This is a genomic window from Barnesiella intestinihominis YIT 11860, assembly GCF_000296465.1.
GTDB lineage: Bacteria > Bacteroidota > Bacteroidia > Bacteroidales > Barnesiellaceae > Barnesiella > Barnesiella intestinihominis.
On record NZ_JH815203.1, the window covers coordinates 1170167 to 1183833 of the forward strand.

13 protein-coding genes are annotated in these 13667 nt (G+C 43.5%); 3 read left to right on the forward strand and 10 right to left on the reverse strand.

Annotation, left to right across the window (positions count from 1 at the left end; all coding sequences use genetic code 11):
* Positions 1 to 512: 512 nt before the first annotated feature.
* Positions 513 to 1085 carry an adenylate kinase gene (locus tag HMPREF9448_RS04575; protein ID WP_008861426.1) on the reverse strand — a complete coding sequence of 191 codons (573 nt, stop codon included), beginning with the start codon at positions 1083 to 1085 and terminating at the stop codon, positions 513 to 515.
* Positions 1086 to 1120: 35 nt separating this feature from the next.
* Positions 1121 to 1660, reverse strand: coding sequence for a hypoxanthine phosphoribosyltransferase (gene hpt, locus HMPREF9448_RS04580; protein WP_008861427.1), 540 nt, complete (start codon positions 1658 to 1660; stop codon positions 1121 to 1123).
* Positions 1661 to 1902: 242 nt separating this feature from the next.
* Between hpt and HMPREF9448_RS04585 the strand changes: the two genes are divergently transcribed.
* The 3 genes from HMPREF9448_RS04585 to HMPREF9448_RS04595 all read left to right on the forward strand — a co-directional run bounded on the left by HMPREF9448_RS04585 (position 1903) and on the right by HMPREF9448_RS04595 (position 5226).
* Positions 1903 to 3432 (forward strand): bifunctional ADP-dependent NAD(P)H-hydrate dehydratase/NAD(P)H-hydrate epimerase, encoded by a 1530-nt coding sequence (locus HMPREF9448_RS04585; RefSeq protein WP_008861428.1) that lies wholly within the window; start codon positions 1903 to 1905, stop codon positions 3430 to 3432.
* 128 nt (positions 3433 to 3560) lie between these two features.
* The gene (locus tag HMPREF9448_RS04590; protein ID WP_008861429.1) at positions 3561 to 4628 is read left to right on the forward strand and encodes a DUF4831 family protein; all 1068 of its coding nucleotides are present in this window, start codon (positions 3561 to 3563) and stop codon (positions 4626 to 4628) included.
* Between the two features lies 1 nt (position 4629).
* Positions 4630 to 5226, forward strand: coding sequence for a ribonuclease HII (locus HMPREF9448_RS04595; RefSeq protein ID WP_040295880.1), 597 nt, complete (start codon positions 4630 to 4632; stop codon positions 5224 to 5226).
* A 172-nt stretch (positions 5227 to 5398) separates the two neighbouring features.
* On the opposite strand, the gene HMPREF9448_RS04600 is transcribed toward HMPREF9448_RS04595, so the two are convergent.
* From HMPREF9448_RS04600 to era, 8 genes are all read right to left on the reverse strand, one after another.
* A complete protein-coding gene (locus HMPREF9448_RS04600; protein ID WP_008861431.1) occupies positions 5399 to 6958 on the reverse strand; it encodes a peptide MFS transporter in 1560 nt (519 codons plus the stop codon).
* A gap of 27 nt (positions 6959 to 6985) precedes the next feature.
* The gene (locus HMPREF9448_RS04605) at positions 6986 to 7411 is read right to left on the reverse strand and encodes a SufE family protein (protein WP_008861432.1); all 426 of its coding nucleotides are present in this window, start codon (positions 7409 to 7411) and stop codon (positions 6986 to 6988) included.
* 16 nt (positions 7412 to 7427) lie between these two features.
* The gene (locus HMPREF9448_RS04610; protein ID WP_008861433.1) at positions 7428 to 8417 is read right to left on the reverse strand and encodes a M28 family peptidase; all 990 of its coding nucleotides are present in this window, start codon (positions 8415 to 8417) and stop codon (positions 7428 to 7430) included.
* A gap of 46 nt (positions 8418 to 8463) precedes the next feature.
* On the reverse strand, positions 8464 to 9369 hold the full coding sequence (locus tag HMPREF9448_RS04615; RefSeq protein WP_008861434.1) for a S66 peptidase family protein: 906 nt from the start codon (positions 9367 to 9369) through the stop codon (positions 8464 to 8466).
* Complete coding sequence (locus tag HMPREF9448_RS04620) at positions 9369 to 9983, reverse strand: M15 family metallopeptidase (protein ID WP_008861435.1); 615 nt, start codon at positions 9981 to 9983, stop codon at positions 9369 to 9371. The genes HMPREF9448_RS04615 and HMPREF9448_RS04620 overlap by 1 nt, the downstream gene beginning before the upstream one ends.
* Positions 9977 to 11152: a hypothetical protein gene (locus HMPREF9448_RS04625; RefSeq protein ID WP_008861436.1), complete on the reverse strand. Its 1176-nt coding sequence runs from the start codon at positions 11150 to 11152 to the stop codon at positions 9977 to 9979. Before HMPREF9448_RS04625 ends, HMPREF9448_RS04620 begins: the two co-directional genes overlap by 7 nt.
* Positions 11153 to 11284: 132 nt before the next feature.
* Positions 11285 to 12598, reverse strand: a complete 1314-nt coding sequence (der, locus tag HMPREF9448_RS04630) for a ribosome biogenesis GTPase Der (protein ID WP_008861437.1) — start codon at positions 12596 to 12598, stop codon at positions 11285 to 11287.
* 48 nt (positions 12599 to 12646) lie between these two features.
* Positions 12647 to 13531, reverse strand: a complete 885-nt coding sequence (gene era / locus HMPREF9448_RS04635) for a GTPase Era (RefSeq protein ID WP_008861438.1) — start codon at positions 13529 to 13531, stop codon at positions 12647 to 12649.
* Between the last annotated feature and the right edge of the window lie 136 nt (positions 13532 to 13667).

A 13667-nucleotide genomic window follows, 5' to 3' on the forward strand; every position in this document is an offset into this window, starting at 1 on the left:
TCCCCTTATGCTATCTATTATAGCTTTTCTTCTTTGATAAGCTCTCCTATGGGTTTCATAGGCATCTTACAACTATACAAGCACCCCTGTGTATAGCATAATACAACACAAAAACAAAGACTCATTAAAAAACGCGGGAAGCTGACAATCGCTCATTCCACACGCTGGCTTCTCGCATTGCCCTCAACAAGAAACAAGCCAAGCAGCTACCCACGCTGTATGTATACAACACCGTTTTCACGCATGTACTACACACATGTGGGCGCCTACACTTTCGCCATCTTCCTTATTGATAAATTTTGCGAGAATTTTCGTGTAGAAGATTACGTCTGTAAACGCCTTTAATATGTCTTTATCTCTATTCTGCAATAGAAAAACTGTTGCAAAAATATGATTTTTAGAGATAGCTCCTAAAAAATATAGCCGTTATGAGTCTTCTATGATTAAAAAACAAGAGCAAAGGGGTACAAAATTGTACCCCTTTGCTCTTATCTTATCGGTCTTTCAAGAAATTATAATTCCGATATAACCGACTTAATAGATTTGAAAATATCATCGACACTACCCATACCCTGTATAGCGCGATATTTTTTCTCTTTTTGATAAAAATCCTTCAACGGTTTTGTCTGATTGTGATACACATCGAGCCGCTTTTGTATTGTTTCCAAGTTGTCATCGCTACGGCCCGATACTTGTCCCCGCTTCAACAAACGGTCGATCAATTCTTTCTCCTCCACTTCAAGCCCCAAGACAACATCTACTTGGGCATTGCGTTCGGCAAGCATCCGAGTCAAGGCCTCGGCCTGAGCGATAGTCCGAGGGAAACCGTCGAATATAACCCCTTTCTTGGATTCCTCATGAGAATCGAGCACATGCGCCAAAATATTCACCATCAACTCGTCAGGAATCAACTGCCCCTTAGAAATATACGAATCGGCGGTTTTTCCCAATTCAGTACCCCGGGCTATCTGTTCACGCAATACATCTCCCGTAGAAATATGAAACAGCCCATATTCTTCGATGATTCTCTCGCTCTGAGTTCCCTTTCCCGAACCCGGAGCGCCAAAAATAACTACATTCAACATTTTACCTTATATTAACCTATTAAACCTCTTATTTCTTATTCCGATACCACATAAATATCCTTTAAATTACGCCCCTGCTCATCGTAATCGAGACCATACCCTACTATAAAAGCAGGAGGTATTTCAAGAGCTACATAATCGGGCTTCACATCACATTTCAAGGAATCGGGTTTAAACAGTAACGTGGCGACCTTTATCTCTTTCGGATTATGAGAATTCAATTGCTGCAATAACTGTTGAATGGTAAAACCCGTATCGACAATGTCTTCTACCACAACTACCGTACGACCGGTGATATCTTGCTGTAACCCATATATTTGCTTCACCTCTCCGGTCGAGTGCATACCCTCGTATGACTTCATTCGGATAAACGATATTTCGGAATCGATAGTCATTTCACGAAAAAGATCGGCTGCAAAAACAAATGCGCCGTTCAACACACATAAAAAAAGTGGATTCTTACCGGCCAGGTCTTGATTCATTTTCGAAGCGATACGTCCCACTGCCGCCGCTATTTCGTCCCGTGAAATATACGGAGTGAAAAAACGGTCTTTAATCTGAATTTTTGTGTTCATTGGTGTTATACTGAATGTTTCGCAAAGGTATAATAAATCGTAAAAACTTGGAAACGATAATCTATATTTTTACAGAATCGCCCCCCGATCATCATTCGACCCGGCAAAATACACCATTTCCTTTTTTCTCACTATATTTGCAAATAAGATGCGGTTCGACAAGTCAAGTCGGAAATATAATTTCCGCTTGCCTTTGCACTCACCTTTCGCTATATTTGACCTTATCAAAAGACTCCATTGAGATGAAAATATTTACGACCCAGTCAACCAAACTACTCGATCGATTAACCATAGAATATGAACCGGTATCTTCCATCGATTTAATGGAACGAGCAGCCGAAGCTCTCACTTCCGAAATATGTAATACGATTTCTCCTTCCCAACGTATCTATATTTTCGCCGGACCGGGAAACAATGGAGGAGATGCATTAGCCACCGCCCGATTGTTAATTGACCGGGGATATAAACCCGTCGTATATCTTTTCAACACAATGCCCAACCATCGTTTATCGGCAGATTGTGAACAGAATCGAGAACGACTGAGGAGAACCGGTCATAACGATTTCTTTGAAATAACCAACCAATTCACACCGCCGGTTGTCAATTCCGGCGACTGCGTGATAGACGGCCTCTTCGGGGCCGGGTTGAAAGAACCCTTGACAGGAGGATTCGCATCTTTGGTACGCTACATCAATGAATCGGGGGCTTTTGTCATTTCCATCGACATTCCGTCCGGGTTATTCGGCGAATGGAATCCCGAAGCCTCAGAAGACCGTATTGTCAAAGCTCGGTTAACCCTCTCATTCCAAATGCCCAAATTGGCTTTCTTTTTCGCTGAAAACGCAAAATTTACAGGGGAAACCAAAATACTCGATATACACCTTCACCCTCGCGTCATCGCCGAAACCGAAACTTGTTATTACCTAACGACAGCAGAAGATATAGCTCGTAACATACGACATTCCCGACCCAAGTTTTCGGATAAACGGGATTACGGACATCTGTTATTGGCTGCCGGGCAATACGCCATGATGGGCGCCGCCGTATTATCGGCAAAAGCAGCGTTACACAGTGGAGTCGGATTAGTCTCGGTACACTCGCCTCGATGTGCCAATCTCATTCTGCAAACAGCTGTACCCGAAGCGATTTTCTCTCCCGACAAAGGAGAGAACCATATCGAAGAAATTCCTGTCCACCCCCGTTACTCGGCAATTGCAATCGGACCGGGAATGGGGTGTAACGAAACGTCCGTATCGGCGCTCATGCATTTAGTCAAAGAAATACGCCAGCCACTCGTGCTCGATGCCGATGCCTTGAACTGCATTGCCCATGAACAAAGCCTTTTAAGATATCTGCCGTCCCATACCATACTCACACCGCACATTCACGAACTCGAACGCATGTTCGGCCCCATGACCGACGATGCTTCTCGACTGAAATGTATCACACACGTAGCCACGAAATACGATATAATCGTCGTCTTGAAAGGGGCGAATACCGCCATAGCTTTGTCCGACGGAACCATACACTTCAACTCGACCGGGAATCCCGGAATGGCGACAGCCGGCAGTGGAGACGTGCTCACAGGGATAATCGGCTCTTTACTGGCACAGGGATACCCCCCCGAAGATGCCGCCATCATAGGCGTGTACCTCCACGGAGTTGCCGGAGACATAGCTGCCCGGGAGTCGGGAGAAGAATACATTACAGCCAGCGATATTATCAATCACCTCGGACTGGCTTTCAAGCAGATAAAATCCTATCAGGTATGATAGAATGTCAAAACATTTTATATCTTTGCAAGAGATGCGAAAATAGGAAGCCTTCGGTATAACCGAATATTTTTAGATTCGCTTCTGACTCGTATTATTTTATTTCATAACATCATCAAGAGAATCAAATGAAATATTTTATTCTAACTCTCGGACTGTTCCTTACGACGAACATCGGATTTGCCCAAGAAACAAAAAGACTCACCGCCGAAAAGCATAACGAGTACGGACTTATATACTCTCTCCCGCAAACACATCTCGATGTAGAAGTGATTGCCACAAAAACGACACGCAAAGCCGGCCCTTATTACCAATATGCCGAAAAATATTTGGGAATACCGGGAGCCATTACACAAGACTCCGAAGAATGGGCGTTATCTTCCGTCAAAGTTACACCCTATGGAGTACCCGATCCCGAAGAACAATATCTGATGCAATTCAAACCGGGCGGTAATGGATATATCGTCTTAGATGAAAACGGACTTCTGCTATCCATCAACACCGAACCGGTCATCGATTCGATCGTCTCCACTGCACCGAAACAAAAACAGGAATCGCCGTTAGACAACAACGAATATGCGAAAGTCTACTCCGAAGAACTACTCATGTCGGCTTCAACGGTAAAAATGGCCGAAGTAGCAGCCAAACAATTATACCGTATCCGAGAGAGCCGCCTCAATTTGGTAACCGGTGAAGTCGATGAATTACCGGCCGACGGAGAATCGTTCAAACTTATCATACAACAACTCGATGAACAGGAGGCTGCTCTCACGGCATTGTTCATGGGGACAACGCAAACCGAGACAATCATCAAACATTTCGATTATATCCCCGTTGAAGAAGTTACAAACGACATCGTTTTCCGTATTTCGGATTTATATGGAATCGTAAAGCCGGAAAATCTCAGCGGAGCCCCCGTATATTTATCTCTGAAAATCACCGAAGAAGGAGAGCTACCCCTCGATAACAAAGGGAACATAAAAAAAATGCCCAAAAACGCCGTAGCGTATGCTATTCCGGGGAAAGCAGAAGTAATACTTTCCGACGGTAAAAAAACGCTTTTCAAAGAGAATTTACCAATCGCACAATTCGGTGTCGTATTCGGATTGGATCCTTCTATATTCACCGATAAAAAAGCCCCTTCTTGTGCGACATTCTATCCGCAAACAGGAGCTATCCGGCAAATCGGCAAATAATATGCTTTTACCATACATGAAAAGCGGGTTGGCAGAAGCCGGCTGCGACGAAGCAGGACGAGGCTGTCTGGCAGGTTCGGTATATGCAGCCGCCGTAATATTACCGCCGCACTTTCGAAACGAATTATTAAACGATTCAAAGCAGTTATCCGAAAAACAACGTTACGAGCTGCGTCCCATTATCGAACAAGAAGCCGTAGCATGGGCCATCGGTATCGTCACCCCCGAAGAAATCGACCGCATCAATATTCTCAATGCTTCGTTTCTGGCCATGCACCGGGCTATCGAACAACTGAATCCGCAACCGCAGCATCTTTTAATCGACGGTAACCGATTCAAACCATACCCCGACATTCCCCATACTTGCGTCGTAAAAGGAGACGGTAAATACGAAGCCATTGCCGCAGCCTCCATTTTAGCGAAAACATATCGAGACGACTATATGAACCGATTGCATGAACAATATCCCATGTATGATTGGAATCGAAACAAAGGATATCCCACAAAAGCCCATCGTGCCGCCATACGCCAATATGGACCTACACCCTACCATCGCATGTCCTTTCAACTGCTTGAAAGGCAACTCACTTTATTTTAGGTGACCAAATACTACTTCGTAAGTAATATCCTAACGATTGAAATCGGAATCGAAAAAGCGAATAAAGTAAAGCAGAAATTGATAGTAGTTATTGCTGGCCTTGTATGTTCACAAAAAATAATGCCGGATCAAAAAAATTTTGACCCGGCATTATTTTTACTATATCATAATATCATTCGGCCACTCTCTCCAACCATTTAAGCATACCTAACATTACACCCATCGATATCAAACATACGGCAAAGAACACTGCCCAGCATTGCCAAATGGGCCAAGCGTTGTACATAAGAGGACCAATCCACAACAACAAATTGCCCAATGCAGTCGCTCCTAACCACAAACCCTGACAAAGTCCCAACAAATGTTTGGGAGCCACTTTGGATACAAACGACAAACCGAGAGGCGAGATGAACAACTCGGCTACCGTCAAGAAGAAGTAAGTTACGATAAGTACCCACCAATGTGCTTTCTGAGACATTTGCTCAGCGACCGGGAGAAGTTTGAAATCGTCGGCAGAAGGATAACCTTTTAATGCTGAATAGATCACCAAGAATAAGAATGCCAATCCGGCGATAAACATACCGATAGCAATCTTACGGGGTGTCGATATTTCTTTTCCCCGACGGCTCAACCAAGCGAACAAAGCCATAACAATAGGGGTAAGCGTAATAACGAAGAAAGGATTGATTGCCTGCCAAATCTCCGGAGCGACTGCGCTCGAATCTACAAAATCGCGTGCAAAGAAAGAAAGAGACATACCATTTTGGTGGAACGAGAACCAAAAGAAAATAACGATACCCAAAACGGCGAACAAGGCAGCCATACGTTGTTTGATTTCTTTGGCCATTGCCCGTTTCTCCTCGGCGGTATACGATTGGGACTCCACTTTGGTCTTTTTGCCCGGAGTAGGAAAACGTCTCTGGTAAGCGACAAAAATTATCAAAGAGATAACCATAGCGACAACCGACGCTATAAACGAATAGTGAATACCCTCGTTAAAAATTTGAAGATAGTTTTGACAAGCACTCGTCAGTTCTGCCACGTTACCGCCCGCTGCCGTCATAAGGGCATTAAGGTTATCCAATGCAGCCTGACTCATTTGGGTTCCATTGTTAATGAACTCGTGGCAAAGTGCCGGAAGTTGGGCATTATAGGCCATTCCGTTCGCTCCCAACCACCATTCTCGCAAAAGGGGCGCAATAAAAGGAGCAATCAAACCACCCACATTAATAAATACATAAAAAATTTGGAATCCGCTATCCCGTTTGCTTTTCGCAATCTTCAAAGCCTCAGGACCTTGTTTTGCAGCCTCTGCCTCAAAATCGTCATACAACTGCCCCACAATAGCTTGCAAATTTCCCTTAAACAAACCATTGCCAAAAGCTATCATAAACAATGCAAAACAGGTAAGCGGAAGCAACCAAGCTATATTCGTACTCGTTGCTAAAATCGGAATAGACAACAGCACATAACCCGTTGCCATGATTATCAGCCCGGTTCGAATCGTTCCTTTGTAATTCTGGGTACGGTCGGCGATAGCGCCTCCCACCAAAGCCAACAAATAAATACCCGCATAAAAGAATGAATATATAGTACCCGATGTCTCCTCGCTTAGTCCGAATTTAGAGCAGAGAAACAATACCAATACAGCATTCATAATGTAGTAGCCGAAACGCTCGCCCATGTTCGCAAGAGCTGCCGCTATCAACCCCTTAGGATGTCCTTTAAACATAATAACAGATTTTAAGTATTAAATGAATTAATTGTTTTTCACTTTAAAAGCCAAAGCATACATGCGCATTTGTTTAACCATAGCCACAAGCCCGTTCGAGCGAGTCGGCGATAAATGTTCGTTCAACCCTATTCTGTCGATAAAATAAAGATGAGCATTCAAGATCTCATCGGGAGTATGGCCGGATAAAACCCGTACCAACAACGAAACTATCCCCTTCACGATAATCGCATCGCTCTCCGCTTCAAAATAAACGGAACCCTCTCTATAATCGGCCTGCAACCACACCCGACTCTGGCAACCTTCGATTAAATTTTCGGAAGTCTTATATTTCTCGTCCAAAGGAGGAAGGGCATTGCCCAAATCGATCAGCAATGCATATTTGTCCATCCAATCGTCGAATACCGAAAACTCCTCTATAATCTCGTCTTGTATTTCGTCGATACTTTTCATATTATTCATTTTTCAATCATTCTTCATAAAGAACCGTCAACACGGTCTGGCCTACGGCTTTCAACGTCGACCGATCTATATTTCTCATTGTATCGTCCACCGTATGCCAATAAGGAGGAAATCCCGTCTCTGTATCTCGATGACATGGAATAATATCGATACTGGGTATTCCATAACGGTTTACATACAAATGGTCATCGGTAACATATCCGCCGTCCTCCTCGATAAAATAGTTTCCGTACCCCAATCGCTTCGCCGTATCCCATACTTGCGCCACAATTCCGGAAGCATAATACTTCGAAAATAACTCTCGTCGAAATTGTGCCCCGGCTCCGCCCACCATATCGAGTAAGATCCCGAATCGGGCCCGATATCCCGGCTTATGAGGCCGACGTGTCCAATACTGTGTGCCCAATGCCCATGTGTTTTCGTCACTCGACTCGCTCCAATAGGGAACACCGTAATCCTCGGCATCGAAAAAGGCTATATCGACACCCGTGTCGGGCTGTCTCTTCCCTATCTGACGAGCTATTTCAAGCAATACGCCCACTCCGCTCGCACCGTCGTCGGCTCCGGCGATAGGCTGACGATGTTTACTCTTATCCGGGTCGTTATCGGCGTATGGACGAGAATCCCAATGAGCGAACAATAAAATGCGATTTTTCTTTTCAGGAGAAAACGAACCTATGATATTCCGTATAGAAAGCTCTGTCCCGTCATAAGCCGTAACCGTTCCTTGCTGCACTTCTACGACAGCGCCATGCCGAGCCAACTCGGAAGATAAATAATCGGCCGTTGCCAAATGTGCCGGAGTGTTGGGCACTCTGAAACCGAACTGCACTTGACGTTCGATATAAGCATAAGCACTATCCGTATCAAAAGAAGGAACCTCTATCGACACGCTATCCGTATCCTTTTCCTCGCTATTTTTCACCGACTTTGCAGAACAAGCGACCAACCCGACAATTAAAATTAAATACCCGACCTTACGGTTTACTGTTTTCATCATGCTCAAAAATAAACATTCTGATAAAAACTCGCAAATATCCCGGCTATTTTATACAAAAAGATAAATCCACCGACCGCTCACCGACAGAAAACACGACATCTGCCCCCTCGATCATCGGCAAATTATCCGAGACATGTCCCACCGGAAAATCGAAACATACCGGATAATCATACTCATCGACCATTTTACGAATCAACTCATACAATGTACCACCCAGACCTTCGTTCTCGGTATACTCGGTAAACCTACCCACGATCAATCCCGACAACGAAGCCAAACGACCGGACAGTTTCAAGTTATAAAGCATGCGTTCTATTTTGTAAGGAGGCTCGGCTATATCTTCTATAAACAAAACCGTTCCAGGCAAAAATATATCATACGGAGTAAAAATCAATCCGCACAAAACCGCCATATTTCCACCCACCAACATTCCCCGTCCCTCACCGCAACGGTTCAAAGGGTGAGGATTTTCCTTGTATTCGGGAATTTCTCCGAATAAAATTTGCCGTAAATAGTGCGTACAACGATTATCCGCCGGCTCGGTAGTCAAATGCTTGCACATGGGAGCATGCAACGACATCACCCCACGGCTCACACAGAGAGCATGCAAAGCCGATATGTCGCTGAATCCGATAATCCACTTCGGATTCCGAGCAATATCATCGGTCAATCCGTCCAACAAATGAACAGCCCCATATCCGCCACGGCTGCACAAGACAGCCTTCACAGCAGGATCGTACAACGCATGGCGGAAATCGTTCATTCGTTCATCTATCGTCCCCGAATAAACGCCCGAATGATCCAGACAGTGAGAAGAAACAGTCACACCGAGCGACCAACTTTCCAAAACGCCGGTCGCCCCTTTCACATAATCGGGATTGATAATACTCGCAGGCGAAACAATGGAAACGCTATCGCCGGGGCATAAAAATTGAGGTCTGTACATCATCAAAAATCCAATATTTTAAATCGTTTCTTATCCGACTCCTGTACATAATGTTGATAATGCCACCATTCATTAGGAAGCGGATAAAGCTCTTGTTCTCGCATGACTGCATACAAAAATCGTCGATTGTGATAAGCCGCCTCGCTTATCCTACCTGTCTTCAATAAATAATCGTCATCGACCGTATGCGCTTCTTCTCCAAAAAAATCATACGGACTGCCCATATCCAATGCGACGCCATCGCTACCGAGTATCGATAAATCGACAGCCATGCCGTAATTATGGAAGCCTCCCTCATTGTAAGGATTAGCCACATACTGCTCTTGCGGTGTACCTCGCACTCGCTCAAACATTCTGCGCTGTATGCTTAACGGACGGGCGGCATCGTAAATCACCAACCTATATCCCGGCTTTAACTCCTGTAACCGGGCATGTACCCGGGCCAGCCGTGAAATCATATGAGGCAATAGATAGGCTTTTCTCAAATCGGGATATAAAATTTCACCCATAAAATTATCGGCCGTAGCGTATTTCAAATCTACGACCACATCGGGAATGGCAGTTTGAATATCGACCAACCCCGCCTGCTCGAAATATTCCTCATAGTTGATCACCATACGGCTGTAAATCCATTATTGGGTAATAAAATCTCATTATTGTTTTCTCCGTGCCTAAACGAGTATCTGTTATGTCCATACGACTCTATCCGATAATTATCGGTAAAACTTACTAAATGAAGCTCTTCCTTAGAGGAAGGTAAAGAAATAGACACATCGGCATGGCGTGTGAGCTCGGGCACTTTAAAGTAGAATTCCCGTCGTAATGTAGGATAAGAACATCTTATCTTAGCATCGAAATACACATACTCTCCATCGATACATAATACTTTGTCGGGAATATCAGAGGTAAGTTTGATACCTATTGTTGCCGAATTTTCCAACTTCACGAGCTCCACTTCTATGTCTCTTACGCAAATTGGAACATTTCCCAAATAAAATTCTACCGAATAGTTCAATAAAGAAACTGCATTTTCAACATTCAACGACTCAATAAAAGAAAGACACGACAATTCTTCTCTCAAAAAGAAAACCTCGCCTTGCTCTTTCTGGAAGAAAGGATTCTCATTAAAAGCAAAAAAGCATGAAAATTTGGTCAACTTATTCTCCGTTCCTTTCTTCAAATATTTCTTATAACGCAAAGATTGCGATATGCAAAATCTAGCATCTTTACATCTCATGTACCGTCCAGCCTCATCGTAGAGTTCGTCTTTTCGATTAGGAATAATTTGAATATCATATACCATATCGTCTCTGTATGAAGGGTTCTTTAAGATAGACGAAAATACCCCCTGCATATTCTTCGCTAAAAGACTGCCTAGCAATCGCTCGCTACAATTATTCACGACATCAATCACTTCTTTGGAATCATACTTCTGAATAATATCCAATTCAGCGCCCAACGATTTAACAATACTATCATCGACCTCATTTCGAAACTCTTCCTTCACTCGTTGTTGCTGACGATCCAAAAGAGGGTTTATCTCTTCGACTATACTCTGGGCAGAGGTTCTTTTCGTAAGTAACTGATAGGTTAACGTAAACAAGAAAAATGCAATAGTCGTACTTATAATAGACGTTAACAAATCGTACAAAAATCCCTCCTGCATTTTCCATGCCTCACAAATAAAACCTATTACGGCGGCAGCCAATGCGACAGCAATGATAAAAAGGGCATACCAATAACGCTCCATCACATTCCGGAATTTACTTTCTCCCTTATCCTCCATATATAAAAACTTCTAAATAATTAAAATCAAGACTCTACTATTCACAAAAATAGCAATCTTTCAATAGTATTTAAAATATCTGTCCCGAAATCTGTGAGACTTCGGGACAAATGACAAAAGCTATAAACAGTTTTATTTTTCTCGCATGAAAATATTGATGGGTGTACCGCTGAAATTCCAATTCTCCCGTATCTTGTTTTCGAGATACCGTTTGTACGGGTCTTTCACCCATTGCGGCAAATTACAAAAGAACACGAACGTGGGGACGTAAGTCTCCCGCAACATGGTCACATATTTTATTTTTACATACTTGCCTTTATGTGCAGGAGGCGGATAATTTTCTATCGCACTCAGCAACACTTCGTTTAGTTTCGAAGTGGGTATCTTGGTATGCCGGTTCTTATAAACCTGCACGGCGTTCTCCAAAACTTTATAGATACGTTGCTTAGTCAACGCCGAAGCATAGACAATGGGAAAATCGACAAAAGGGGCGAGACGTGCCCGTATGGCATTTTCAAAAGTTTGAATAGCCTTATTCGATTTATCTTCGACCAAATCCCACTTGTTGACACAAACCACCAAACCCTTTTTATTTTTCTGTATCAACGAAAAGATATTCAAATCCTGTCCTTCGATACCTCTTGTAGCATCGATCATCAAAATACAGACATCAGAGGCTTCGATAGCTCGTATGGAGCGAATCACCGAATAATATTCGAGGTCTTCGGTAACCTTCCCTTTCTTACGAATACCGGCCGTATCTACCAAATAAAAATTGAATCCGAATTTATCGTATCGGGTATAAATCGAATCGCGAGTCGTACCGGCAATATCGGTAACAATATACCGGTCTTCGCCAATAAACGCATTGATGATAGAAGACTTTCCGGCATTGGGGCGTCCCACCACCGCAAAACGAGGAATGTTTTCCTCTATCTCGGGTTCCGATTTTTTGGTAAAACGTTTCAATATCTCGTCCAACAAATCGCCCGTTCCCGAACCGCTGGCTGCCGACACACAAAAAGGATCGCCCAGCCCGAACGAATAAAATTCGGCGGCGTTATACTGCCACTCGTTCGAATCGGCTTTATTCGCTACCAAAATCACCGGTTTATCCGAACGGCGCAATATAGCTGCCACATGGTCGTCGAGGTCTACCGCGCCGGTTTTCACATCGACCATAAACAAAATAACATCGGCTTCCTCAATGGCCAAAGCCACTTGTTTGTTAATCTCTTCCTCAAAAATATCTTCCGAGTTAACAACCCAACCTCCGGTATCGATAACAGAGAATTCCTGACCGCACCACTCGACCTTACCGTATTGTCGATCCCGTGTCGTACCGGCTTCTTCGTTGACAATCGCTTTACGAGTTTGAGTCAGACGATTGAAAAGAGTCGATTTTCCCACATTCGGGCGTCCTACTATCGCTACTATATTTCCCATAATTCCACTTTCTTTTTACGGCTCTCACAGCCTTTATTTCTTAATCTTTTATTCAGGTATATACCCGAAACCTTTCAATTTATTTTCCCGACTACGCCAATCTTTCTCCACTTTTACATACAGTTCGAGAAAAACCTTTTTGTCAAAAAACACTTCGATATCTTTCCGGGCCAAAGTCCCTACCTTCTTCAAAGCCGAACCGCCTTTCCCGATAACGATTCCTTTCTGAGAATCTCGCTCCACATAGATAACAGCCATAATATCAATATGGTTCTCTTCTTCATGGAATTGTTCTACCGCCACCTCACAAGCATACGGAATCTCTTTATCGTACGTCTGCAATATTTTCTCGCGGATAATTTCCGTTACGAAGAAACGAGCCGGCTTATCGGTCAAAGCATCTTTCTCGAAAAAAGGAGGTGACGGAGGTAGTAATTCCTGAATACGCTTCAACAAATAGTCGAGGTTAAATTTATATTGTGCCGAAACCGGTATAATTTCGGCATTCGGCAACAACTGTTTCCACTCCTCTACCAACTTTTCAAGATCGCTCTGCTCTTTCAGCAAATCGATCTTGTTGATAACTACCAATACAGGAACCGTCTCCCGAGCCACCTTGTCGAGGAATGATTGGTTTTTCGCAGGAGCTTCCACCACATCGGTCACATAAAGCAAAATATCGGCATCGAGTAATGCCGACTGAGAAAAATTCAGCATCGACTCCTGCAACTTATAATTAGGGACAAGAACTCCCGGAGTATCGGAATAGACGATCTGCATATCCTCGGTATTCACTATTCCCATAATTCTATGACGAGTCGTCTGTGCCTTCGACGTAATAATCGAAATTCGTTCTCCGACCAGTGAATTCATCAACGTAGACTTACCTACATTGGGATTCCCGACAATATTTACAAATCCGGCCTTATGCATAATTCTGTTTTATTCGGTTACAAGTCAATAACTTCTGAATACAAAAATAGTGAAAATATTCTACCCGACGAAACAACCTATAATCGCTTTTGTTCGAAAACAAGAAAAGACGCATCTCTTTCGCTAAAAGATGCGT

What these genes read in the sequence shown, in the direction of transcription:
- HMPREF9448_RS04575 (WP_008861426.1), bottom strand. Translation starts at nt 1,085, where the DNA reads ATGTTGAATGTAGTTATTTTTGGCGCTCCGGGTTCGGGAAAGGGAACT.
- hpt (WP_008861427.1), bottom strand. Translation starts at nt 1,660, where the DNA reads ATGAACACAAAAATTCAGATTAAAGACCGTTTTTTCACTCCGTATATT.
- HMPREF9448_RS04585 (WP_008861428.1), top strand. Translation starts at nt 1,903, where the DNA reads ATGAAAATATTTACGACCCAGTCAACCAAACTACTCGATCGATTAACC.
- HMPREF9448_RS04590 (WP_008861429.1), top strand. Translation starts at nt 3,561, where the DNA reads ATGAAATATTTTATTCTAACTCTCGGACTGTTCCTTACGACGAACATC.
- HMPREF9448_RS04595 (WP_040295880.1), top strand. Translation starts at nt 4,630, where the DNA reads ATGCTTTTACCATACATGAAAAGCGGGTTGGCAGAAGCCGGCTGCGAC.
- HMPREF9448_RS04600 (WP_008861431.1), bottom strand. Translation starts at nt 6,958, where the DNA reads ATGTTTAAAGGACATCCTAAGGGGTTGATAGCGGCAGCTCTTGCGAAC.
- HMPREF9448_RS04605 (WP_008861432.1), bottom strand. Translation starts at nt 7,411, where the DNA reads ATGAAAAGTATCGACGAAATACAAGACGAGATTATAGAGGAGTTTTCG.
- HMPREF9448_RS04610 (WP_008861433.1), bottom strand. Translation starts at nt 8,417, where the DNA reads ATGAAAACAGTAAACCGTAAGGTCGGGTATTTAATTTTAATTGTCGGG.
- HMPREF9448_RS04615 (WP_008861434.1), bottom strand. Translation starts at nt 9,369, where the DNA reads ATGATGTACAGACCTCAATTTTTATGCCCCGGCGATAGCGTTTCCATT.
- HMPREF9448_RS04620 (WP_008861435.1), bottom strand. Translation starts at nt 9,983, where the DNA reads ATGGTGATCAACTATGAGGAATATTTCGAGCAGGCGGGGTTGGTCGAT.
- HMPREF9448_RS04625 (WP_008861436.1), bottom strand. Translation starts at nt 11,152, where the DNA reads ATGGAGGATAAGGGAGAAAGTAAATTCCGGAATGTGATGGAGCGTTAT.
- der (WP_008861437.1), bottom strand. Translation starts at nt 12,598, where the DNA reads ATGGGAAATATAGTAGCGATAGTAGGACGCCCGAATGTGGGAAAATCG.
- era (WP_008861438.1), bottom strand. Translation starts at nt 13,531, where the DNA reads ATGCATAAGGCCGGATTTGTAAATATTGTCGGGAATCCCAATGTAGGT.